Consider the following 23,513-nt stretch of genomic DNA (forward strand, 5'->3'; position numbering starts at 1 on the left):
ACAGAGAAAATAAGATTGCTAAATTCTCTTTGATATTGATTAAATTAGAAATTTAATTTCATGTAATTAAAAATAATGAATTTAAATTACATAAATATGCATTATCATAAAATTTCATGAAAAAGGAGCCGATATGGATGCCTATGATTTGAGTATTTTGCGCTGTCTGCAGAGTGATGGCCGCATGAGTAATTTGAATTTGGCCGAGCGGATTCATTTATCGGCACCGCAAACCTTGCGACGCGTGCGTACTTTAGAAGAGAAGCAGATTATTCGCGGCTATGTAGCGCAGGTGGCACCGGCGGCGGTAGGGCTGGGGGTGATGGCGTTTGTGAATTTATCGCTCGATCGCGAGCAATTTCGCAATGTGCGTGAAGTGGAACGACAACTGCGCGCGTTTACCGAAATTATCGAATGCCATACGATTTCCGGCGACTTTGATTACATACTCAAAGTGGTGGCGGCGGACCTGAAGAGCTTGTCACAATTTCTGACTGACACGCTCATGCAGGTACCGGGGGTGGCGTCGCTGCGTTCGATGATCTGCATGGAAGAGATCAAGCCGAGCAGCGGTTTGCCGATTAACTGAAACCGCGATCAGTGCGAAGCAGCGAAACGCAGTGCGAACTTTTTGAAGTGGCGATAGCTGGCACCGAGTTTTTGCAAGGCATCGAGCGATTCAGTCAGTGACTGGCCTTCTTCGCTGAAGTTCAGGCGGAATTCTTCAAAGGCTGATTCGAGTACGGTCGCGAGTTGGTGGTTGACCAGGCGGCTGTAATTGTAATGGCGACGTTTAGTGCGTAATTTCATATTGATCCTCAGTGAAGGTGGATAGGTGCGGACGGCAGTGTACCGGATCCCTCATTTTTTTGTAATAATTCTCAGCGCCAGCCATAGATCATTTGTTCGGCCAGCAGCCGTTTGCCCGGTTTGATGAGGTCGAGCGCACCGAGACCGAGTCCTAACAGGCTCTGGGCGATACTGCCATCGCCACCGACGGTAAACACCCGCGCCAGCGTATCGGTGAGGCCGATGGTGAGGGCGCGGTCTTGACGGCGTGCGGCGATGAAGCTGGCCAAGGCGGTCTCGGCTGCTTGACGACTCAGGCACTGGGCTAAGATAAAGCTGTCGCGCAGCCCTAGATTGAGGCCTTGACCGGCTACCGGATGCAGCGCCTGGGCGGCATTGCCAATGGTGAGTGTGCGCGCACTGACATGGGTCTGGGCATTGAGCCCGAGCGGGTAACCGACCCGCTCCGATACCTGCAGCATGTCGCCGAGACGCTCGCCGAACGCTGCTTGTAAGGCGTGCAGGAAGTCGGCCGAATTTTTTTGCAGCAGCATTTCTGCCGTCGCCGGACGCACGCACCAGACCAAGGCGTAGCCATCGTCCTGCGGCAGCAGGGCCAGCGGGCCTTGCTCGGTGAAACGTTCGAAGGCGCGTCCCGGCAGCGGCATGCTGCAACGGATATGGGCAATGATCGCGGTTTGTTGATAATCGCGCCGCTGACTGCGTTGCGCTTGCTCGGCAAAATTGCCACCTTCGGCTTGAATCAGCACGCCGGCACGGAATGTGGTCGACGCGCTGGCGCTGTCTGGGCGCAGACTGAGCTCAACATGCTCGGCCGTTTCCGTGAGCTGTTCCAGCCGCAGCGGTCGCAGCACGGCGATGCCGGCCTTGGCCAGCGCTTGCTGCATCGGTGCGATGATGTCGCCATAGCGCGCCACATAGCCGAGCGCCGGCACGTGGTAGTCGCTGGCGCGTAGCAAACTGCGGCCGAAGTGGCCACGGCGCGAGACATGAATTTCATGTATCGGTGTCGCCGCAATCGGCAGGCAGCCGGCCGCTTGCAGGATTTGCCAACTGCCGTGTGCCAGCGCGATGGAGCGGGCATCTTGTTCGGCTTGCTCGGCACTGCGGGCATCAAACAAGCCTATCCGCGCCGCTGGCATGCCATGCTGGTGCAATAACAAGGCCAGGCTCTGCCCAACTGGGCCGGCACCGCAGATGGCAATATCGAAATCGCTGGTTGTCATCGGTTCAGCGTGCACGCATTTGGGCTTCAATCTCTTCCACCGTTTTCGGGGTGGCTCGGCTGAGATCGAGGTGGCCTTCGGCGGTGATCAGAATATCATCTTCGATGCGGATGCCGATGTTCCAGAAGCGTTCCGGTACTTGTTCGGTTGGGCGCACATATAAGCCCGGTTCGATGGTGATGACCATGCCGGCTGCCAGCGGACGATACGGTGTGTCTGCACCTTCCTTGCAATGATAACGGCCGACATCGTGCACATCGAGACCGAGCCAATGGCCGGTCGAATGCATGTAAAACTGTCGATAGGCAGCGCTGGCGATGGCATCATCGAGCGTGCCGACGCGGTTCTTATCGAGCAAGCCGACGTCGAGCATGCCTTCGGTCAGCACGCGCACGGCGGCATGGTGACCATCGATATAGCGTGCGCCCGGATGGGCACAGGCTAGCGCCGCTTGCTGCGAGGCCAGCACGATTTGGTACAGGGTCTTTTGCGGCGCACTGAATTTGCCGTTGGCCGGGAAGGTGCGGGTGATGTCGGCGGCATAGCTGTCAAATTCACAACCGGCATCGATGAGAATCAGATCGCCGTCACGGATTTGCGCCCGATTACTTTGATAATGCAGCACGCAGGCATTGGCACCGGAGGCGACGATACTGCCGTAAGCCGGGGCTTGGGCACCACGATGGAGGAATTCATGCAGAATTTCTGCCTCGAGCTGGTATTCGAATTGACCCGGTGCGGCGTAACGCATGGCGCGCGCATGGGCGTCACCGGCGATACTGGCAGCGGTTTGCATGAGGGCGATTTCTTTGTCGTCTTTAAATAGCCGCATTTCATCGATCAAGCGCCGCACATCGTCAGTCTGGCTCGGCGCTTGCACACCGCTGCGCGCACGTCCACGGACTAAGTCCAGACTTTGTTGCAGTTCGCTATCGAGCCGGGGCTCGGCGGCGTTGCTGTAAAACACGGTAGCAGCGTTAGCCAAGTAATCGGCTAACTTTTCCGTCAAGACCGACAGCGGCCAGGCGGCATCGAGCCCGAACACCTCTTGTGCCGCCGCCGGGCCGTAGCGAAAACCATCCCAAATTTCTCGTTCCGGATTTTTTTCGCGACAAAACAGGATGCTGTGCGCCTGTTCTGCGGTGGCAAGCAAGACCAGCACGGCATCCGGCTCCATGAAACCGGACAGATAGTAAAAATAGCTGTCATGCCGGAATGGATAGTGATTGTCGCTATTGCGTATTACTTCGCGCGCGCTGGGGATAATCGCGACGCCACCACCTTGGGCTTGCATCAAAGAAAGTAAGCGCAGGCGACGGGCCTTAAATTCGGAGCAATTCGGGTTCATCAGCTGTCCTGGTTAAGCTTGAGTGGAGCATTGAGGGCGGCCAATTGTTCCGGCGTGCCGACGTTATGCCAGATACCGCGATACAGTTCGCCGCCGATGCGACCACTCTCTATGTGTTGCGTCAATAAAGGGCCGAGTTTGGCATGGCTGCCGGCTTCAATGCTGGCAAACAGTTCCGGTCGGTACACCCCGATATTCGCAAAAGTATGGCGATCTTCCTTGTGATTGGACAATCCCATCAGGCTTAAGGCAAAGTCGCCGTGCGGATGGAAGGGCGGATTTTTGACCATATACAACCATGCCAAGTCGCGCGTCTCGGCTGCCAGCGGCGTGCCCCAAGGGTCATTCTCTTCCAGCGTGTTCAGACATGCGCGGAAATCAAAATGCGGAATATAAATATCGGCTGACACCACCAAAAATGCTGCGTTACCGAGTAAGGGCAAGGCTTGTGCGATACCGCCGGCGGTTTCGAGCGCCGTCGTTTCCGGTGAATACTGCAACCGTGCACCGAACTGACTGCCATCGCCAAGGCTGTCTTCGAGCATGGCCCCAAGATGGGCATGGTTGATAACGATGTCGTGGATGCCAGCCTTGACCAAGTTCAAAATGTGCCAGACGATCAAGGGCCGACCGCGCACCTTGAGCAAAGGTTTCGGGCAGGTATCGGTCAGTGGGCGCATTCGTTCGCCGCGTCCGGCGGCCAATAACATGGCTTTCATGGTGGGGCGACCTTAAAAAGTATAGCCGACTGCCGGCGCGGTATTTTCCAATTCATCGAGCAAACGCAGCAGCGGTACCAATTCCTTGTAGCGATGCGTGGTTTTGCGTATATATTCCATCACTACCGGCATGTCGGCGAGGAATTGATTCTTGCCATCGCGGACAGACAGGCGCGCAAAGATGCCGAGTATCTTTAAGTGGCGTTGCAAGCCCATCCATTCGAAGTCGCGGTAAAAACTGTCAATATCGGCTGCCACCGGCAAGCCGGCGCGCCGTGCTTTTTCCCAATAGCGTATGGCCCAGTCGAGTACCAGTTCTTCATCCCATTGCACGTAGGCATCGCGTAACAGCGATACCAAGTCATAGGTGATCGGGCCGTACAGCGCGTCTTGAAAATCGACGATGCCGGGATTGCCTTTTTCCATGGGTATCAAATTGCGCGAGTGGTAATCGCGATGCACAAAGACTTGTGGCTGTGCAATAGCGTTGGCGCTCAGATGCTCGAACACTTTATCCAGGGTCTGGCTTTGCGCCGGTGTCAGGGTCAGACCCAGATGTTGGCCGATATACCATTCGGAAAATATGCCGAGTTCACGCATCAGAAAGGCGCGATCGTATTCCGGTAATTGCTCGGGCTGGCTTTGCGCTTGCATCAAGATCAAGCTGTCGATGGCGTCGAGATACAATTTGTGGGCGCTGTCATGGTTGAGCACTTGGGCATAGGTTTGCGTGCCGAGGTCACTGACGAGTAAAAAACCTTGCTCTAAATCATGGGCTAACACGTCCGGTACGCTGAGCGACAATTGTTTGAACAGCGTTGCTACTTTAATATAATTGGCCGAATTTTCAGTGGCCGGCGGCGCGTCGATGGCAATCAAGCTGCGGCCATCGCTGCTGTCGAGCCGGTAAAATTGGCGAAAACTGGCGTCGGCCGAGGCCAAACGCAAGCTATCGAGCTGCAAATGCGGCGTAGTCAGGGTCGCCAGCCAATCTTGTAAAGCGAGGCGGCGCGCCGTTTTTGTGTCAGACAAAGATGCAAAAGAGGCAGAAGCTGGGGTAGAAGGCATGGGTAAATGGGTCGCTCAATGAGTTTGTGTGCAAGCTAAGGATTGTTTCTGCAGCATTTCACCTATAATAAGCGACTGATTTGTGGCGCTTGTCTCAATGACACCGTCTCTACCAGCCGCCAAACGCTTACTAAAAACCGAATACATGCGCAGGAAATCCGTATTATCTCACTCACCGCTGATGTTTCCTACTATACCGGCAATTCTCGTGTCGGTATTGGTTCCCGCATTCTATTCACAGGTGCAAGCTCAAACCTTGCCGCCGTTCACGGGGCCAGCAACACAGCAGTTTGATTTCGAACAAGATCGTCTCGGACGTCAGCAAACTAATCCACTGCGCGCCGACGATAAGGATGCGCCCACCGTGGTGCGCGCCGAGCAGACTTTTGGCCGCCCGGAACGCGATATCCAATTTCAAGACAATGTGGAAATCGTCAAGGGTGGTACCACCATGACGTCGGACAAGGCCAGCTATTCATTTATCGACGATGAGTTCGCGGCCAGTGGCAAGGTGCGCATGGATCGCTATGGCGATTGCTATAAAGGCGACAGCTTGCATCTGCAACTGAGCACCAGCTTCGGCAATTTGATTAATGGCAGCTATAAGTTACTGAAAAGTAATGCTCAGGGTGAAGCGGAGCGCATCGATTTTCTTGATGATGAACGCTCTATCGTCCATAACGGCACGTACAGCACCTGCGATGGGCCCGATCCGGACTGGTACTTACGCACCAATACGCTCGATCTCGACAGCGGACTCGATGTTGGCGTGGCCGGCAGATCGGTGCTGTATTTCATGGGGACGCCTATCTTGGCGACGCCGTCGCTGAGTTTCCCGCTTTCCGGGGCGCGTCATTCCGGCTTTTTGCCGCCGGTGGTCGGGGCTTCGTCTAGCGGCGGGGCCGAGTTCGGCTTACCGTATTACTTTAATATTGCACCGAATCGCGATTTCACCCTTTATCCTAAGTTCATAGCTAAACGTGGTTTGCAACTGGGTGCAGAAGCGCGTTATCTCGATCCCTCTTATCGCGGTGAAACCACCATCGAAGGCATACTCGACGATAAAGTGACCAAGAGCAATCGGTATGCGATTACCTCGGTGCATGAGCAAACGCTGATGCCCGGCTTGGCGCTGGCATGGAATTACAATGCCGCCTCTGATGATAATTATCCGGCCGACTTCTCCAATTCGATCACCAAAACCTCGCAGCGCTTGCTGTTGCGCGATTTATCCTTAACTTATGCTCCCGCCTCGTTTTGGAACGTGACCTTCCGCACTACCAATTACCAAGTGCTGCAGGATGTGACCGCCCCGATTGCTCGGCCGTATGACCGTCTGCCGCAGTTGCAATTGCATGCAGAGCAATATGATGTCATGGGTTTTGACTGGTCGCTCGATACCACGCTCACCCGCTTCTGGCATCCTGATTTGCTGCGTGGTGATCGCTTGGTGGTCAATCCGAAATTATCGCTGCCATTGGTGCAGCCTGGCTATTTTGTGATTCCGCAAATCAGCTTGCATGCGGCGAATTATCAACTGGCCAATCAGATTGCCGGTCAGCCTAGCGGCATGCAAAGTGTCGTGCCGACTTTTGCGATCGATAGTGGGCTGGTGTTCGAACGGCAGTCCAACTTGTTTGGCCAACCGGTCACGCAAACGCTGGAACCGCGTTTGTTCTATGTTCGTACCCCCTATGTCGACCAATCGGCCTTGCCAAACTTTGACAGTGGCGACGCCGATTTCAATTTTTCGCAGATTTTCAGCACCAACCGCTTTACCGGTGATGATCGAGTAGGTGATTCGAATCAAATTACGGCGGCACTGGTTTCGCGTTATCTGGAAATGGATGGCGAGGAATTGATGCGCTTAGCTATTGGCCAACGCTTTTATTTCAACACGCAAAGAGTGACGCTCGATACCACGTTCGCCCCTAGCCGTTCGGATTTGTTGCTGGCGGCGACGGCGAAAGTGTCGAAAAGCCTGACTGCTGATGCCGCTTTGCAATTTAGTCAGAGTAGTAACCAATCTGTACAGGCCAGCTATGGTGTGCGTTGGCAGCCGGAACCGAAGAAGGTCTTGAATCTGGCCTACCGCTTTCAGCGCGACACTTTGGAGCAGATCGATATCTCCGGTCAATGGCCGGTGGCTGATCGCTGGTATGCCGTGGGACGCTCGAATTATTCCTTGATGGATAAGAAGATCGTCGATGGCTTGGTTGGGTTTGAATACAAAGCCGATTGTTGGGCCCTGCGTTTTGTGCTGCAACGCTTTGCCATCAACAGTGTGAGCAATAATTCAGGGTTTTCGATACAGCTCGAGTTGAGTGGTCTGGCGCGTTTAGGCGTGGGAAATAATCCGATTGAAGCATTAAAACGCAATATTTCCGGTTATCAAGCTATCAGTGAGCGTTAAGTAAGCCAGATTTATCAGGGGGTTGGCGGTTTTCTTCGCAGACAAGCGCTGGCTGCTTGTTTGTGAAATCGACACTAACGTGTATATTGCAACTTTTTAGCCGCCGGAACACTCTATACTGCGGTCTTAAACCGTTTTTTCAGATCATTATGCGACATCTATTGAACATGAAACAAAGTCAATTCCTTTCCGTTCTCACGGCCTCCGTTCTGCTGACCGGCTTGCTGAGCGGGCATGCCGCTCTTGCTCAGACTAAAGCCGCTGGCAAAGCGCAAGTGGTCAACAGCATCGTCGTCGTCGTCAATGATGAAGTCATTACCCGGCAGGAATTGAACGAGCGCTTGTTATCCGTTGAGCGCAGACTGAAGACTGCTGGTACGGCCGCGCCTGAGCGTGCCGATTTGCAAAAGCAAATTTTGGAACGCATGATACTCGACCGTGCGCAGTTGCAACTGGCTAAGGAGAACGGTATACGCGTCGATGATGTCATGCTCGATCGCACGATGTTGCGCATGGCTGAACAAAATAAAATGAGCTTGCAAGAATTCCGCAATCAAATTGAACGCGAAGGCACGCCTTACCCACGTTTCCGCGAAGAAATTCGTGACGATATCCTGATGCAACGGGTACGTGAGCGTGAAGTCGACAGTAAAATTTTGATCACTGAGTCCGAGGTCGATAACTTCCTCGCCGCCGAAGCCAGTGCGAAAGTAGATAAGCAAGAAATCAATTTGGCGCATATCTTGGTGCGGATTCCTGAAAATGCAACGGCAGAGCAAATTACGCTGCGCCGCGCCCGTGCCGAAGAAGTCTTGCAAAAATTGCGCAGCGGCGGCGATTTTGCAAAACTCGCCGTTACTTACTCTGACAGTGCCGAAGCGCTCAAAGGTGGCGATCTCGGCTGGCGTGAGCAAGAACGTTTGCCGCAATTGTTCGTCGATGCGATTAGTAAAATCAAAGAAGGTGAATTTTCCGAGATCGTGCGTAGCCCGAACGGTTTTCATATCGTTAAACTCAATGGTAAGCGCGCATCGAGTGATACCAAGGCGGATGCTGCCGTGGTTCAACAAACCCATGTTCGGCATATTTTGATGAAGGCGAATCAAATCGTCAACGATGCCGAAGTGCGTCAGAAAATGCTCGACTTGAAACAGAAAATAGATAGTAAAGCAGCAACGTTTGAAGATTTGGCAAAAGCCAATTCCAGCGATGGTTCGGCTTCCAAAGGTGGTGATCTCGGCTGGATTTATCCGGGCGATACGGTGCCGGAATTTGAACAAGCGATGAATAAACTGGCGATCAATGAAGTCAGCGCACCTGTCCAGTCGCAATTCGGTTATCACCTGATCCAAGTTTTGGAACGCAAATCGGAAGATCAATCGAAAGATCGCAAGCGTCTGGCCGCACGTCAGGCTTTGCATGACCGCAAGGCTGATGAAGCTTTGCAAGACTGGCTGCGCGAATTGCGTGATCGTACCTATGTCGAATTCCGTTTGGATGACAAGTAATGCTTGAGAGTAAATTGCCGGTCATCGCCATCACGGTGGGCGAGCCGGCAGGCGTCGGGCCGGAAATCTCCTTGCGTGCAGCGTGGGCGCTGCGCCATGAAGTGCGACCGGTGTTGATCGGTGATGCGGCGTATTTGTCCATGTTGGCCCACGATATAGACCCTGCCATTAGCCTGATGGGCATGTCGCAGGAAGCGCTGAGACTCAATGGCATGGCGGCCAGCGGCAATCAACGTCTGACCGTCATCGATTGCCCTCTGGCGGCCCATGTCACGGCCGGTCAATTAGACCGACGCAACAGCCGCGCCGTTTTGCATACCCTTGATGTGGCAATCGAAAGCATACAACAAGGCTGGTGCGATGCCATGGTGACCGCACCTTTACAAAAAAGCATAATCAACGATGCCGGTGTCAAATTCAGTGGTCATACCGAATACTTAGCCGAACAGACCGGCACGGCGCAAGTGGTGATGATGTTGGCATGTGAAGCCAATGCCACCCTGCCCAAGGGCTTGCGGGTGGCTCTGGCGACTACGCACTTGCCTTTGCAAGCAGTGCCAGCGGCGATACAATTCGATTCCTTGCTGCGCACGATACAAATCATCGACCATGATCTGCGCCACAAATTCGGCATAGCACGGCCGCGCCTGCTGGTTACCGGGCTCAATCCGCATGCTGGTGAAAACGGTTATCTTGGTAGCGAAGAAATAGACATCATTGCCCCGGTGATTCAGCATGCCGCTGGCCTTGGCATCAGTATCGAAGGGCCGTATCCGGCCGATACGCTGTTCCAAGAAAAATATCTCAACCAAGCCGACTGCGTGCTGGCCATGTACCACGACCAAGGCTTGAGCGTACTCAAATTCGCCAGTTTCGGACTCGGCGTCAATATCACTTTAGGCTTACCGTTGATCCGCACTTCGGTCGATCACGGCACCGCCCTCGATCTGGCCGCCCAAGGCTTGGGGCTGGCCGATAGCGGCAGCATGCAGACGGCAATCCGGCTCGCCGCCGTCATGGCACATCATCAGAAACAATCATGAAACATATTCCACGCAAACGCTTCGGGCAGAATTTTCTGACCGATCAATTGGTCTTGAGCCAAATTATTCGTACCATCGATCCAAAACCGGGTCAAACCATGGTCGAAATTGGCCCTGGCTTAGCGGCCATGACGCGTCTGTTGCTCGACGAATTGACGCACCTGCATGTGGTCGAGCTTGATCGCGACTTGGTCGCACGGCTGAAGAAAAACTTTGCGACGGACAAATTGATCGTGCATGAAGGCGATGCACTGAAATTCGATTTCAGTACGATTGCGGTACCAGAAGGGGCGAAATTACGCGTCGTCGGCAATTTGCCGTATAACATTTCCAGCCCTTTGTTATTCCATCTTGCCGAGATCGCCCCCTTGGTGGAAGATCAACACTTCATGTTGCAAAAAGAAGTGGTCGAACGCATGGTGGCGCCGCCCGGTAGCAAGACTTACGGTCGGCTCTCGGTCATGCTGCAGTGGCGCTACGAGATGACGATGATGTTCGTGGTGCGGCCGGAAGCCTTTGATCCGCCACCGCGGGTAGAATCGGCTATTGTGCGCATGATACCGAAAGCCAGTCCCTTGGTATGTGATCCGGCCAGCTTGCAAGCGGTGGTGACCAAAGCCTTTTCGCAACGCCGTAAAGTAGTGCGTAATTGTGTCGCTGGTATGTTCAGTGAAGCGCAATTGATCGAAGCCGGCATCGATCCGCAAAGTCGCCCGGAAACGATAGCCCTTGAACAGTATGTCAATCTGGCCAGAATGTTGAAAAGTGCCGCCTGAGCCAGCCGTATTCCCAATTGAGATGGAAGCTGAAGAGTCTGTATGAATATTACGCAAACGCCAGAATGGCAATCTTTGCTGCAACATCGGCAGCGCCTTGAACATACACATTTGCGCGAATTGTTTGCCCAAGACCCTTTACGCTTTGAACATTTTTCCGCCGAGCTCGATGGCTTGCTGATCGATTATTCCAAGCAGCGCATCGATCAGCCTACGCTCGACGCCTTGCTGGCCTTGGCGCGCTTATCGCATGTGGAAGAATGGCGTGACCGCATGTTCGCCGGTGAAAGAATCAATATCAGCGAAGACCGTGCGGTTTTGCATACCGCTTTGCGGCACATGGATTTCAAGCCTTTCCCCAGCGCCGAACTCGATGTCATGCCGCAGGTACGCGGCGTGCGCAAGCAAATGCGCGATATTGTCGAACGTGTGCGTAGCGGACTCTGGCGCGGCTTCAAAGGTGATGCGATTCAAAACATCGTCAACATCGGCATCGGTGGCTCCGATCTCGGACCCAAGTTAGCCACGCGTGCGCTGGCAGCCATGCAGCATCCGAATTTAAAATTTTTTTACGTCTCCAATCTCGATAGTGCTCATCTGGCACCCTTATTGGAAGAACTCGATCCGCGCACGACGCTGTTCATCGTCGCCTCGAAAACCTTCACCACCCAAGAAACCAATATCAATGCGCAAACCGCACGTACTTGGTTGATGGCGGCGGCCATGGAAGAGTGGGCGATTGGCAAGCATTTCATCGCCGTCACAGCCAGTACCGACAAGGCCCATGCCTTCGGTATTCCCGATGCCAATATTTTGCCGCTGTGGGATTGGGTTGGCGGTCGTTACTCGCTGTGGTCGGCAGTCGGTTTGTCGGTGGCGCTGGCGATAGGCATGAGCGGCTTCGAGCGCTTGCTGCTCGGTGCAGAAACCATGGATGCGCATTTCTGCGCCACACCGCTGGAACAGAATCTGCCGGTCTTACTCGCTCTGATTTCGGTATGGAATACCAATTTCCTTGGCGCTGAAACCACCGCCATTTTGCCGTATAACGAATCGCTGCGGCATTTGCCGGCATTTTTACAGCAACTGGAGATGGAATCGAATGGTAAAACCGTCGGTCGTGAGGGTGAAGCGCTGACCTGTCGCGCTAATCCCATTGTTTGGGGTGAAATCGGCGTCAATGGCCAGCATGCATTTTTCCAATTGCTACACCAAGGCGGTTGGTTGATCCCTTGCGATTTCGTCGTTGCCGCCTCGAGCGATTATCCTTTGCCGGGGCATCAAGCGCCGCTGTTAGCGAATTGTCTGGCACAAAGCGCCGCCTTGGCTTTCGGTAAAACCGAAGCGCAGGCGCGCGAAGAATTGATGCAAGCTGGCATGGATGAGCCGCAGATTGCCAAATTGTTACCGCATAAAGTATTTGCCGGCAATCAGCCATCGACCACGCTTTTGATGCCAGCGCTGGAGCCATTTCAGCTCGGCATGTTATTGGCGCTGTATGAACACAAAGTGTTCGTGCAAGGTGTGATCTGGGGCATCAACTCATTCGACCAATGGGGTGTTGAACTCGGTAAGCAATTGGCCAACCGACTGTTACCAGCTATCATGGGCGACCAAGCCTATGATGCCCAGCTCGATGCCTCGACCAGTGGTTTGATCGCGTATTTCCGCCGGCACGGCCACGTTTGAGGCGCTGGCAGTCTGTTGGAGTTCGCGGCGATTGCCTCAGTTCGACAGACTGCCAGGGTGGAAATCGTTAAGGAATGTCAAATCTACTTGGCAATCTGCAACAGCGATTGACCGCTTGGCGCAGCGCTTGATATAAAGAGAGCTCTCTCTCTTTGATCGATTGCTGCTATGTGGACAGGAATTTTTACCGGTTTGTCCTTGTTGTTCATCCTCAGTCTGGTATTTTTGATGCGAGCGATGAACAAGGTGGCGCGCCGCTCTGAAAATCAGCCGAAGAAGATAGCCAAGTCACGGGGGCGAGCTGATTAACGCAGGTGCGAGGCTGCTTCAGCTCAGCGCAGGCGCCGCGTCGTCTCACGTACCACTAATTCCAGCGGCGGCAAGCTGATGTCGGCGGCTTTGTCATTGATGATACCCAACAAGGCCGTAGCGGCCGCCAAACCCATTTCATACAAAGGTTGACGGATTGTCGTCAGTGGTGGGGTGGTGTAGAGAGAAGTTGGCAAATCATCGAAACCGATCACCGACATATCGTCGGGCACGCGGATTCCCTTGCGATACAAACTCAGTCGCACGCCATAGGCAGTTTGATCATTGACGGCAAACACAGCAGTGAACTGCTGTTGGTTTTCCAGTAAGTGATTGATTGCCAGTAAGCCGCTTGACTCGTGTAAATCTCCCTCCACCACCAGTTTTGCCTCAAACGCTAAATTCGCCTCTTCCAAAGCACGGCGATAGCCTGCCAGTCGCTCATTGGCATCGGGATTATTCGACGGGCCAGCAATAAACGCGATCCGCCTATGACCAAGTTCAAGCAGATGACGGACCGCCAACATGGCACCGTGTTCATTGTCTATCTTAAAACCCTTGGCATGCGCGCTGTTGAGCAAACGGCCGGTCGCGACGATAGGGCGTTGGGTGGCAAAACGCAGAACATCTTGGTCGGCGATGTGGCCTGAAAGCAATATCAAACCGTCGACCTTGCGTGCTAACAGCAGTTTGATACGCGCCGCTTCTTCGATGGCATTCCAGTGCCCGCTGACAATCACGGAGGCATAACCGCTGGCTTTGAGGCCATCGTCGACCCCACGCAAGGCTTCGGCAAAAAACGGGCTGGCGATATCTTGTACCACGATGCCTATGGTCATCGACTTACCGCTCTTGAGGCTCTGCGCCAGTTGATTCGGCTCGAAGCGCATTTCAGCGATGGCTTGTTCCACTGCCAGCCGCTTATCGGCCGACACTTTGGCCGTGCCATTGAGTATGCGCGATACCGTAGCGGGGGAGACACCGGCTGCACGAGCAACGTCGAGCAGGGTTACTGGGGAATGGCTTGTTGCATTGTCGATCACTGCATGCCTTTTGAACGAAGAGAGAGGATGTGAAAAGCTTTTCAAGCGCAGAATACCATAATTTGCTTTAGCACCATTATATGCGCATCTGCAAGTTACGCCGTCACCGCGAGTTGTCGTTGTTTGCAGCTTAAAAACTACTGATTCCGAGTTGACAGCGGTGGGTCTGAATGTTAAATTCGCTGTGCTTGAAAACGTTTTCATAAGTGCCGGGGTGCAATTCGGCTTGGAAGCGTTGCAGCTTTCGTGGCGCTCAGAATAAATTTGCCGCTCATCTCATTAAACTGTTATCACAACATGCCAACTACCGATTCCAAATTAGCTTTTCCTCGCACTTTCAGTTGGGGCGTGGCAACCAGCGCCTATCAAATCGAAGGTGCCGCCGCCGAAGACGGCCGCGGGCCATCGATCTGGGACAGCTTTACCCATGCAGAAGGGAATATCATTGATGGCAGTAGTGGCGACGTTGCTTGTGACCACTATCATCGCTATCCTGAGGATGTGGAGCTCATTGCGGACTTGGGTGTGGACGCGTATCGCTTTTCGATTTCTTGGTCGCGCGTGCAGCCGCTCGGCTACGGTGCCTGGAATGAGGCCGGCTTCGCGTTTTACGCCAAACTGCTCGATCGTCTGGCTGAGAAAAACATCGCCGCCCATGTCACCCTGTACCACTGGGATTTACCACAAGGTTTGCAAGATTTAGGTGGCTGGCTCAGCCGTGAAACCACACAACGCTTTGCCGAGTACGCCGCCGAAGTTGCGCGTCGCTTTGGTTCGCGCGTGGCGTCGATCGCCACGCATAATGAACCGTGGTGCACCGCCAACCTCGGTTATGGCAACGCTCAATTTGCCCCCGGTGTCGCCGATACGGCGCTGTCGATACAAGTCTCGCACCATTTGCTGTTATCGCATGGCTTGGCAATACAGGCTATGCGTGCGGTCACCGGCGCTGCCGGTCCACAATATGGCATCGTGCTCAATCAATGGACTGCCGATGCGGCCACCAGCTCTGCGGCCGACGAGGCCGAAGCCAGATGGGAATATGCGCGTTCGGTGCAGTGGTTCATGGATCCTATTTTCAAAGGCGAGTACCCGCAAGCGGCGCTAGCCAGAATGGATCTGAGCCGCTTTCATGTGATGCCGGGCGATATGGATAACATACGTCAACCGCTCGATTTTCTCGGCGTAAACTATTATTTCCGTGCTTACATCAGCACCGAAACACCGCAGCAGGCCGCTCCCGCTGCGCTCGGCTTGACTGATATGGGCTGGGAAATTTATCCGCAAGGTTTGACCCGATTATTAGTCGGGCTGCAAAGCGAATACCCGGATTTACCACCGATTTACATTACCGAAAACGGTATGGCCGCCGCCGACCAAATGCAAGACGGTGCCATCCATGACAGTGCGCGCATCGACTACGTGCGTCTGCACTTGCAAGCGCTGCAAACCGCTATGGCCGCTGGGGTCGATGTCCGCGGCTACTTCTATTGGAGTTTGCTCGACAACTTCGAATGGAATTCCGGCTATGCCAAGCGCTTCGGCTTGGTGTATGTCGATTATGCGACGCAGGAGCGGGTACTTAAAGACAGTGCGCATTGGTATCGCAATTTGATCGCCGAGCAGCAGTCAGAGTAGTCAGCCTATCGCGACGGGGCCGTCGTGCCCCTCCCTATGTTTGAGACCGCTGCAACTGCGGTGCCACCGCCGGTATCGTCAGCATGGTGCTGAGCACCGCCATCAGTAAGAGGGCCGTGAAGCTGGCGTTGGAAATGATGCCTTTGTCGAGCAAGACATTGGTGAAGATAATCATGATCAAGGCCTTGGTTTGCAGCAGCCAGCCTATCATCTGCGCTTCTCCACGCGGCCACTTCAGCAAGCGGCCGGCGATTTGCATACCCAATAATTTCCCGCCGATGGCTGCGCTTAACAGCAGCGCTGCAGCCAACAGAATGGCACTGCTGCCGGCTTCCCAGTTGGTGCGCAGACCAGTGCTGAGAAAAAATACCGGCATCAACAATTGCAGCACCAGACTGCGGACTTGCTCAACTTGGGCCGCCACGAACCAAGCCCGGTCGATCACCAAACCAGCTAAAAAGGCTCCCACCATGAAATGTAAGCCCGACCAATCGGCACAATAGGCGCACAGTGGCAGCCAAATCAGTAGCAGTGGCCAACGGTCGCGTGCGGCAAGGCGCGGCATCAGTCGGCGCAACAGCCAACTGGCGAGGGCAAAGCCGAGCAAAAACAGCAGTTGCCGTTGCGCCCGTTGCCAGTCGAGTAAAATCAGCGCCAACACACCCCAGATGGCGATGTCATCGAGGCTGGCGTAGCGCAGAATTCGCTGCCCTAAAGGCGTTTCCAGAATTTCCAGTTTTTCCATCAGTAACACCAAGATAGGTAAGGCAGTGACGGCGCAGGACATGCCTATGCCCAGCACGAATTGCCAAGGCTGCGCCTGCAGCCCACTCCACTCGCCGCCAGCCGCCAGCAAGACCAGTGCCACGGCACAGCCGGCCAACATCGGTACCGATAGTGCCAGCGCGGCAGTCACGCCGCTTTCCACGCGATGTTGCCACAATTGTTGCAAGTCCAATTCTATTCCCGCCAGCATGACGAACAACATCACCGCCCACCAAGCCACACCATTGAGCGCCAGGCTGACTTGCGGCGTGAAGATGCTCTGATAAACGCTGGGAAACACGGCACCCAAGGCACCCGGACCGAGTGCGATGCCGACCAGAATTTGCACCACCACCAGCGGTGCCCAATAATCGGTACGCAACAGACGCCAGATCAAATAGGGCAGACTGAAGATAATGCTCATGGCGATGAGAAAAGTTTCACTGGTATTCATGTAGGGCGTCTCGCGCTGAAAAAAAAACCTCCATTGCACAGGCAAGGGAGGAAACAGAGAAAAAATAAAAAATCACTCCGTGCTGGCGCGAAACGCCAGCACGGCCACGACGATCAGAAATCAACGCCGGTATTAAAGCCGAAAGTACGCGGTGCCAAGTACTGCGCTTGCCAAACCGAGAAGCCATTTTGCGCGCTGGTTTTGATATTGCTGTTGCTGGCATTACGGACAAAAGCATCAATATAAAAATTATTGCGGGCATAACGCAAACCCAGATCGGTACGGGCATACGCAGCTTGTTTATCGGGTGCACCGAAGTAATCGCTGAACACACTCAGACCACTTTCGGATTCATAATGCACGCTGATACGTGGGGTCAAGGTGGCATCGGCAGCCAGATGGAAGCTGTGTTGATACTGTACTTGGATTTGAATTTTCGGCGTATGCGGCATGGTGAAACCGGTGACATCGACACAAGTGCTGATGGTCGGATCGGCGACACATTTCGGCAAGGCGTAATCATTCGAGCCACCGATCAGTTTGCCCAAAGTGGCTTTCGGCGTATACGCCAAGGACACTTGCACCTTATCGTCTTTGCTCAGTTTGGCGGCAATTTCAGTTTCGAAACCGGCGATCTTGGCACCGTCGGCATTGCTGGTCGCCAGCGTGTGCGAACCGTCAGGATTGGTGACCGGTGCGCTGAACTGGAAGCCTTTAAAATTTTCAAAGTACAAGGCATTATTCATCTTGACCGTACCGCCCAAGAACGTATGTTTGCTACCGATTTCGTAGTTAGCCAGCGTTTCGGCACCATAGGTTTTGCCACCATCTTGCAGACCGCCGGATTTATAACCGGTCGAATAGCTGGCGTAGATCATATTGTTTTGATCGAAGTCGTAGCTGATGCGTGCCAAGCTGGTGACTTTGCTGCCGGTATAAGTGCCGTCATTCGATGGCGAGCTTGGGCTGTAGCCTTGGCCGGCAATCGTTGGGTTGATATTGCCACTCAAAGGTGTTTGCGAAACGTTGGCGTCGCCATTCCAAGTGTAACCATTGCCGCCGACATTGGTGCGTTTGTCGCTGGTGTAACGCAAACCGCCGGTCAGATGCAGACGATCGCTGACATTCCACGTCGCTTGACCGAAGGCCGCCGAGGATTCCACGGTTTCTTTCGGTTGGATGAAGGAACCCTGCCAACCGACGCTGCCTTGTTGGGTGCCGTTGATGATAGGAATATCGAAACGGATATCATTGGTTTCGGCACCGTAGTACAAACCGAGCAACCAATCGACATCACGCTTGCCGGTCGATTGCAACTCCAGCTCGTGGCTGTAGTTGACATAGTTGGATGAGACGGTATTGTTTTCCTGATGTGTGGCACCGGTAGTGAAACTGGTCGGCACGGCCGCGCCACCATCTTGATCATAGCGCGAAGAACCGCTGAATTTCGAGTAACCGGCAATATAAGAGAGCGACATCGAGTCACCGATAGTCAAATCCATACGGCTGCGCAGCGAATCGGAATCACGCTCGACATATGGGGCGGTATCGATCAGGGCCGACCACAAGTTTTGGCCAGTCCGAGGTGTTTGCATCAGATTCATGTTCGGTGTGCCGCGATCGGTATACTTCTCATACGAGACATTCCAAGTCAGCGCGGTAGTCGGTTTCCACAACATGCTTAAACGCGCGGCACTTTGATCTTGCGCGCCGTATTTCGGGCCATTGGTGACGAACAGATTCGGATTCAGTGCTTGAAAACCGGTCAGGCTACCCTTGTTCGAGGCGGCATAAGCGGTTTTTTGGCTGGCCAAGGAAATGGCTGGCAAAGTTTGGTAATCGACATAGCCATCATGCGCTTCTTTCACGAAGGCGAAACGCAAAGCCATGGTGTCGCTGACCGGTAAATTGAAGGCACCGCGCACGCCGCTGCGTTTGAAACTACCTAAGCCACCTTCCAAATTACCCGATTGTTCGCCGAGGATCGGTTTGGCAGTCTGCATATTGACCGCACCGACCGATGCATTACGACCCCACAAGGTACCTTGTGGTCCGCGCAACACTTCTATGCCTTCCATGTCGAACAACAAGGTCGTCGCGCCTTCCGGACGCGGAGCGTAGATGCCGTTGACGAAGGTCGCCACTTCAGGATCAGCATATTCGGTTTTCGCACTGTCATTGCCGACGCCGCGTATGGTCATGGTGATCACGCCATGATCGCCTTGGGCGGTGGCAGAAAAACCAGGAACCAGATTGACTACGTCTTGTATCGTTTGTACATGTGCATCTTCGAGCGCGGCTGCATTGATAGCCGTGATCGCCACCGGCGTTCTTTGCAGCGAAGTGGAACGCTTGGTGCCAGTGACGAGGACTTCGGAAATGGTGTTGCTGTCGGCCGCTGCTTTATTTTGCTGGGCCGCACTGTTTTGTTCTTGCGCCTGGGCCGAATGTAGCCCGGCGATCAAGCTCAAAACAGCGAGTTGTATTGGTGTACCCAAATGCTTACGGGCGTGGTGGGGGCGTGTTGTCATATGTCTCCTGTCTACGTGTAGGGGTGCCGGTATGCCGGGCATAATGTGTTGCTTTGAAATGGTTTTCAATGCGTGAAACCGATTTCATAGTAAAGATTATTTATGCTTACTGTCAATTTAAAAGCCGAATATTGCGACATATTTCACGTATTATTCAGTCTTGTTGCGAATTAGCAACCGGAAAGACGGCGTAATTCAAGGCATAAAACAAAAAAATGGAGATAAATATGAAAACGATTTCAAATGTATTGATCGTCGGTGGTGGCACGGCCGGATGGCTGACCGCAGCCTTCTTAGCCAAATCGCTCGGCACTGCTGCGGCCGGTGCGGTGGCCATTACGGTAGTGGAATCGCCGGAAATTGCCAGTATCGGTGTGGGGGAGGGGAGTTTCCCTTCCTTGCGTGGCACACTGGCGGCGATCGGCATCGACGAAGCGTGTTTTGTGCGCGAGTGTAATGCCACGTTTAAGCAAGGAATTAAATTTGTTGATTGGCTACGCCCACCCGGTACACCCGGTGCAGACCATTACTTTCATCCCTTCAGTTCACCCAGTCAACGCGCCGGTGCACCCGAACTGTTACCGTATTGGTTGCAGGGTGCGGCACCGGCCGGTGTGGCGTTTGCCGCCGCTGCCACCATGCAAAAAACCTTGGCCGATGCCGGCCGTGCACCCAAACGCAGCAGCGACGCGGCCTACCTCGGGCCGATGAATTATGCCTACCATTTCGATGCCGGATTATTTGCTCAATTATTGCAGCGCCATGCCATCGCGCTGGGCGTTGTACACCGACAGGCGACCATCGAGCAAGTAGACTTGGCGCAAGACGGTGCCATCGCCAGCTTACTGTGCAGCGATGGCAGTCGTTTGCAGGCCGATTTATATATCGATTGCAGCGGCTTTCGTGCCGCGCTGATTGGCAAGGCCTTGGGTTCGCCGTTCAAATCGGTCGACGACGTGCTGTTCGTTGATCGCGCTTTGGCGATGCAAGTACCGTATCCTGAACCGCACAGCGCGATTCCCTCTTACACAATGGCGACCGCACAAACAGCCGGTTGGATTTGGGATATAGGCTTGCAGCAGCGCCGTGGCGTCGGTCATGTGTATTCCAGCCGGCACACCGACGATGTGACGGCCGAGCAAGCTTTGCGTGATTATATCGGGCCGGCGGCGGCGCAACTGCAGGCACGCAAGATTGACCTCGCGCTCGGCTATCGGCCCCAAGCCTGGGTGAAAAATTGCGTCGCCGTCGGTTTATCGGGTGGCTTTCTCGAACCTCTGGAAGCGTCCGGCATAGGCTTGGTCGAAACCGCGGCTTACCTGATCAGCTATCTGTTTCCAGCCGATGGCAACCAAGCCCCGGTGGCGAAAGTATTCAATGACATGATGCGCCAACGCTACGAGCGCATCGTCGATTTCATCAAATTACATTACTGCCTTACACAGCGCCGTGACAGTGCGTTCTGGATAGACAATCTGGCACCGGGCAGCAGCAAACTCAGTGAACAATTGGCCATGTGGCGTAGCCGTGCACCGCACCGGCTCGATTTTATCAGTGATGTGGAAATGTACCCATGTTCTAGTTGGCAATACGTGCTTTATGGCATGGAATTCAAGACTACGCTTGCCAGCAATTCCTTGCTCTGGACCCGCAGCAGCGACGCGCAACGCGAATTTGACATGATCGCCCAGATGTCCCGGCACGCGCTCGAGGATTTGCCTGAGCATCGCGCATTGATCGAACAGATGCAAGCAACAGCTATGAAGTAGAGGCCTTGCGGTATAGGCGTCAAATTGATGCTTGTACGCCATATTTCATGCTATTCTTCCGCTTGAAAACCTTTTCAAGCGGAATGTGAGGGATGGTAATCGCATCAAAATCGGCTGAAAATCATTGCAAGAGACCAATGATAGTCAAGCTCAGCACCTTGGCTTTCTGTAGATCAAGGGTTGGAACAATTAAAAAAACGAAAGTTGAGACATGCAAGCGATGAAACCCACCGCCTCACCCCTGTTATGGGTGCCGACCGCCTATTTCACGATGGCACTGACGTATATGACGCTCACCAGCGTCACCGCCATCATGTTCAAAAACATGGGCATGGATAATGCCAAAGCGGCGCAGTATGCCAGCTACCTGATTCTGGCTTACACCGTCAAACCACTGTTTGCCCCCTTCGTCGAGATGTACCGGACCAAAAAATTCTTTGTCATTTGCAGCCAAATCAGCATAGGCCTGGGCTTTGCCGGCGTGGCATTGGCGATGAACTTGCCTGATTACATGGCCATTCTGATGCTGCTGTTTTGGGGGATTTCTTTTATTGGTGCGACGCAAGATATTGCTTCTGATGGCGTCTACGTGACTTCGCTCGATGGCAAGATGCAAGCCTTGTACTGCGGCATCCAGGGTTTGAGCTGGAATATCGGTCCCATCATCGCTTCCGGTGGTTTGGTGTATTTAAGCGGCAAATTACACAGTGACTTTTTTCACCACGATGCCACCGTCTTCGGCCCAGAGTGGCGCGATGCCTGGCAAGTGGTGTTCGCCATCGTTGCGGCAGTGAATATTTTGATGGCGTTCTGGCATAAACGAGTGATGCCAGAGGGTGCCAAAGCCCAGCACACACCGACCGATGCCAAAGCGGCGCTGCACATCATGCGTGATTCATTCAGCAGCTTTTTCAAAAAACGCGGTATCTGGCTGATGATCGCCTTCGCATTTTTGTTTCGCTTGAGCATAGGCTTTCTGGAAAAAATCGGCCCCTTCTTTATGGTCGATCCGGTCTCGCAAGGGGGCTTAGGTTTGAACAACGAATTGCTCGGCATCATATACGGCACCTATGGTCTGATTGCCGTATTACTCGGTTCTTTGCTGGGTGGCTGGTTTCTGGCGCGCCGTGGCTTGCAGTCCAGTTTGTTTCTCTTGTGTTGCGCCGTGAATATTCCCAATGTCACGTTTTTGATCATGAGCATCTATCAACCAAGCAGCTTGCTGGCGATCACCGCTGGGGTGGCGATAGAGAAATTCTTTTTCGGCTTCGGTTCGGTCGGCTTCATGATTTACATGATGCAGCAACTCGCTCCCGGCAAATACACCACCACCCACTACGCCTTCGGTACCGGCTTGATGGGTTTGTGCATGATGGTGACCGGCGTCCTCAGTGGACATTTGCAGCAATGGCTAGGTTACACGCATTACTTTATTTTCGTCATGCTGGCCACCATCCCCTCATTCTTGGTATGTTGGTTTGCACCGTTCTACCAGTCGCCGCAAAGCGGCGACGAGCTCGGCACCGCAGCGCTGTAGAGCGTGCAGCGCAGCCGTGTTTACAGGCTCACCTCTGAGCTGCGCTGTATCAATTCAATTTTGTAGCCATCAGGATCTTCGACGAAGGCGATGACGGTGCTGCCACCCTTGACCGGGCCGGCTTCGCGCGTGACTTTACCGCCACGTTCTTTGACAGCCTGGCAGGCGGCGGCGACATCGGGTACAGCAATCGCAATATGGCCATAGGCGGTGCCGATTTCATACTGCTCGACGCCGTAGTTATAGGTCAGTTCAAGTTCGGTATGCTCGGGATTGCTGCCATACCCAAGAAACGCCAAAGTGTACTTGTACTCAGGGTTATCGGATTGACTCAGCAAGTGCATGCCCAGAACTTCAGTGTAAAACGTGATCGCGCGTTGCAAATGGCCGACGCGTAGCATGGTGTGGAGGATGCGCATGGTATTCCTGGTAAATGGGCGGAGACAAGGTTTGATTTTACGACTTTTTTCAGCCTCGCGTATTGTGTCGGGAATAAGGACACTGCGCTTGCTCAAGCCCAATCGCTTGCATTAATTGAGCTGAAAAAATCATCAAATAAATCGATTAGACGTGCTGCCTTGATGTCATTAGTATTGAGTAGCCTATTCGGTAATTGAGTGACACACAAGGAGATGATGATGCCTGAATTGACGCTGATTGAGATTGAACAGCTTGCTGGGGCGACCGTATCCGGCGACATTGCTATGGCTGCTGCAGGTGGTTGGGCCGGTACAGTGACGGGAGCTGCAATTGGCGGTTTGCTTGGTGCGGCCATAGGATTCGCTGTTGGCGTTGCGATATCAGTAGGATATGCCTTATCGGGCGGCACCTTTGGTCGTGCATAAGGCATAGTATGCAAGCGTAGCG

19 protein-coding genes are annotated in these 23,513 nt (G+C 53.7%); 10 read left to right on the plus strand and 9 right to left on the minus strand.

Annotated features, from left to right (window positions below; all coding sequences use genetic code 11):
• The first annotated feature begins 133 nt into the window (after positions 1 to 133).
• Complete coding sequence (locus QN359_RS08540; protein WP_322250902.1) at positions 134 to 589, plus strand: Lrp/AsnC family transcriptional regulator; 456 nt, start codon at positions 134 to 136, stop codon at positions 587 to 589.
• 8 nt (positions 590 to 597) lie between these two features.
• On the opposite strand, the gene QN359_RS08545 is transcribed toward QN359_RS08540, so the two are convergent.
• From QN359_RS08545 to QN359_RS08565, 5 genes are all read right to left on the minus strand, one after another.
• Positions 598 to 810, minus strand: coding sequence for a hypothetical protein (locus tag QN359_RS08545; RefSeq protein WP_322250903.1), 213 nt, complete (start codon positions 808 to 810; stop codon positions 598 to 600).
• A gap of 71 nt (positions 811 to 881) precedes the next feature.
• Positions 882 to 2,036, minus strand: a complete 1,155-nt coding sequence (locus QN359_RS08550) for an FAD-dependent monooxygenase (protein ID WP_322250904.1) — start codon at positions 2,034 to 2,036, stop codon at positions 882 to 884.
• A 4-nt stretch (positions 2,037 to 2,040) separates the two neighbouring features.
• Entirely contained in the window at positions 2,041 to 3,384 is a 1,344-nt protein-coding gene (locus QN359_RS08555; RefSeq protein WP_322250905.1) for an aminopeptidase P N-terminal domain-containing protein, read from the minus strand.
• On the minus strand, positions 3,384 to 4,103 hold the full coding sequence (gene murU, locus QN359_RS08560; RefSeq protein ID WP_322250906.1) for an N-acetylmuramate alpha-1-phosphate uridylyltransferase MurU: 720 nt from the start codon (positions 4,101 to 4,103) through the stop codon (positions 3,384 to 3,386). The genes QN359_RS08555 and murU overlap by 1 nt, the downstream gene beginning before the upstream one ends.
• 12 nt (positions 4,104 to 4,115) lie before the next feature.
• Positions 4,116 to 5,171 carry an aminoglycoside phosphotransferase family protein gene (locus QN359_RS08565; RefSeq protein WP_416200224.1) on the minus strand — a complete coding sequence of 352 codons (1,056 nt, stop codon included), beginning with the start codon at positions 5,169 to 5,171 and terminating at the stop codon, positions 4,116 to 4,118.
• A gap of 181 nt (positions 5,172 to 5,352) precedes the next feature.
• Between QN359_RS08565 and QN359_RS08570 the strand changes: the two genes are divergently transcribed.
• The 5 genes from QN359_RS08570 to pgi all read left to right on the plus strand — a co-directional run bounded on the left by QN359_RS08570 (position 5,353) and on the right by pgi (position 12,600).
• Complete coding sequence (locus QN359_RS08570) at positions 5,353 to 7,584, plus strand: LPS-assembly protein LptD (protein WP_322250908.1); 2,232 nt, start codon at positions 5,353 to 5,355, stop codon at positions 7,582 to 7,584.
• A 167-nt stretch (positions 7,585 to 7,751) separates the two neighbouring features.
• On the plus strand, positions 7,752 to 9,092 hold the full coding sequence (locus QN359_RS08575; protein ID WP_322250909.1) for a peptidylprolyl isomerase: 1,341 nt from the start codon (positions 7,752 to 7,754) through the stop codon (positions 9,090 to 9,092).
• Positions 9,092 to 10,135: a 4-hydroxythreonine-4-phosphate dehydrogenase PdxA gene (gene pdxA / locus QN359_RS08580; RefSeq protein ID WP_322250910.1), complete on the plus strand. Its 1,044-nt coding sequence runs from the start codon at positions 9,092 to 9,094 to the stop codon at positions 10,133 to 10,135. The genes QN359_RS08575 and pdxA overlap by 1 nt, the downstream gene beginning before the upstream one ends.
• Positions 10,132 to 10,911 carry a 16S rRNA (adenine(1518)-N(6)/adenine(1519)-N(6))-dimethyltransferase RsmA gene (gene rsmA / locus QN359_RS08585; RefSeq protein ID WP_322250911.1) on the plus strand — a complete coding sequence of 260 codons (780 nt, stop codon included), beginning with the start codon at positions 10,132 to 10,134 and terminating at the stop codon, positions 10,909 to 10,911. The genes pdxA and rsmA overlap by 4 nt, the downstream gene beginning before the upstream one ends.
• Before the next feature lie 42 nt (positions 10,912 to 10,953).
• Positions 10,954 to 12,600 carry a glucose-6-phosphate isomerase gene (pgi, locus tag QN359_RS08590; RefSeq protein ID WP_322250912.1) on the plus strand — a complete coding sequence of 549 codons (1,647 nt, stop codon included), beginning with the start codon at positions 10,954 to 10,956 and terminating at the stop codon, positions 12,598 to 12,600.
• A gap of 332 nt (positions 12,601 to 12,932) precedes the next feature.
• On the opposite strand, the gene QN359_RS08595 is transcribed toward pgi, so the two are convergent.
• Positions 12,933 to 13,952: a LacI family DNA-binding transcriptional regulator gene (locus QN359_RS08595; RefSeq protein ID WP_322250913.1), complete on the minus strand. Its 1,020-nt coding sequence runs from the start codon at positions 13,950 to 13,952 to the stop codon at positions 12,933 to 12,935.
• Positions 13,953 to 14,249: 297 nt separating this feature from the next.
• Here QN359_RS08595 and QN359_RS08600 point away from each other — a divergent pair, with 297 nt between their 5' ends.
• On the plus strand, positions 14,250 to 15,590 hold the full coding sequence (locus QN359_RS08600) for a GH1 family beta-glucosidase (RefSeq protein WP_322250914.1): 1,341 nt from the start codon (positions 14,250 to 14,252) through the stop codon (positions 15,588 to 15,590).
• Between the two features lie 34 nt (positions 15,591 to 15,624).
• Here QN359_RS08600 and QN359_RS08605 read toward each other — a convergent pair whose 3' ends face one another.
• Positions 15,625 to 16,809, minus strand: coding sequence for a cation:proton antiporter (locus QN359_RS08605; protein WP_322250915.1), 1,185 nt, complete (start codon positions 16,807 to 16,809; stop codon positions 15,625 to 15,627).
• A gap of 113 nt (positions 16,810 to 16,922) precedes the next feature.
• Positions 16,923 to 19,340 (minus strand): TonB-dependent receptor, encoded by a 2,418-nt coding sequence (locus QN359_RS08610; RefSeq protein ID WP_322250916.1) that lies wholly within the window; start codon positions 19,338 to 19,340, stop codon positions 16,923 to 16,925.
• Positions 19,341 to 19,567: 227 nt separating this feature from the next.
• On the opposite strand from QN359_RS08610, the gene QN359_RS08615 reads away from it, so the two are divergent.
• On the plus strand, positions 19,568 to 21,109 hold the full coding sequence (locus QN359_RS08615; RefSeq protein ID WP_322250917.1) for a tryptophan halogenase family protein: 1,542 nt from the start codon (positions 19,568 to 19,570) through the stop codon (positions 21,107 to 21,109).
• Positions 21,110 to 21,320: 211 nt separating this feature from the next.
• Positions 21,321 to 22,646, plus strand: a complete 1,326-nt coding sequence (locus QN359_RS08620; protein ID WP_322250918.1) for an MFS transporter — start codon at positions 21,321 to 21,323, stop codon at positions 22,644 to 22,646.
• Positions 22,647 to 22,666: 20 nt separating this feature from the next.
• On the opposite strand, the gene gloA is transcribed toward QN359_RS08620, so the two are convergent.
• Positions 22,667 to 23,065 (minus strand): lactoylglutathione lyase, encoded by a 399-nt coding sequence (gene gloA, locus QN359_RS08625; protein ID WP_322250919.1) that lies wholly within the window; start codon positions 23,063 to 23,065, stop codon positions 22,667 to 22,669.
• Positions 23,066 to 23,284: 219 nt separating this feature from the next.
• On the opposite strand from gloA, the gene QN359_RS08630 reads away from it, so the two are divergent.
• A complete protein-coding gene (locus QN359_RS08630; protein ID WP_322250920.1) occupies positions 23,285 to 23,491 on the plus strand; it encodes a hypothetical protein in 207 nt (68 codons plus the stop codon).
• Positions 23,492 to 23,513: the final 22 nt, after the last annotated feature.

Origin of the sequence: Undibacterium sp. 5I2, from assembly GCF_035019605.1 — a bacterium.
In the GTDB taxonomy this organism is placed as follows: Bacteria; Pseudomonadota; Gammaproteobacteria; order Burkholderiales; family Burkholderiaceae_D; genus Undibacterium.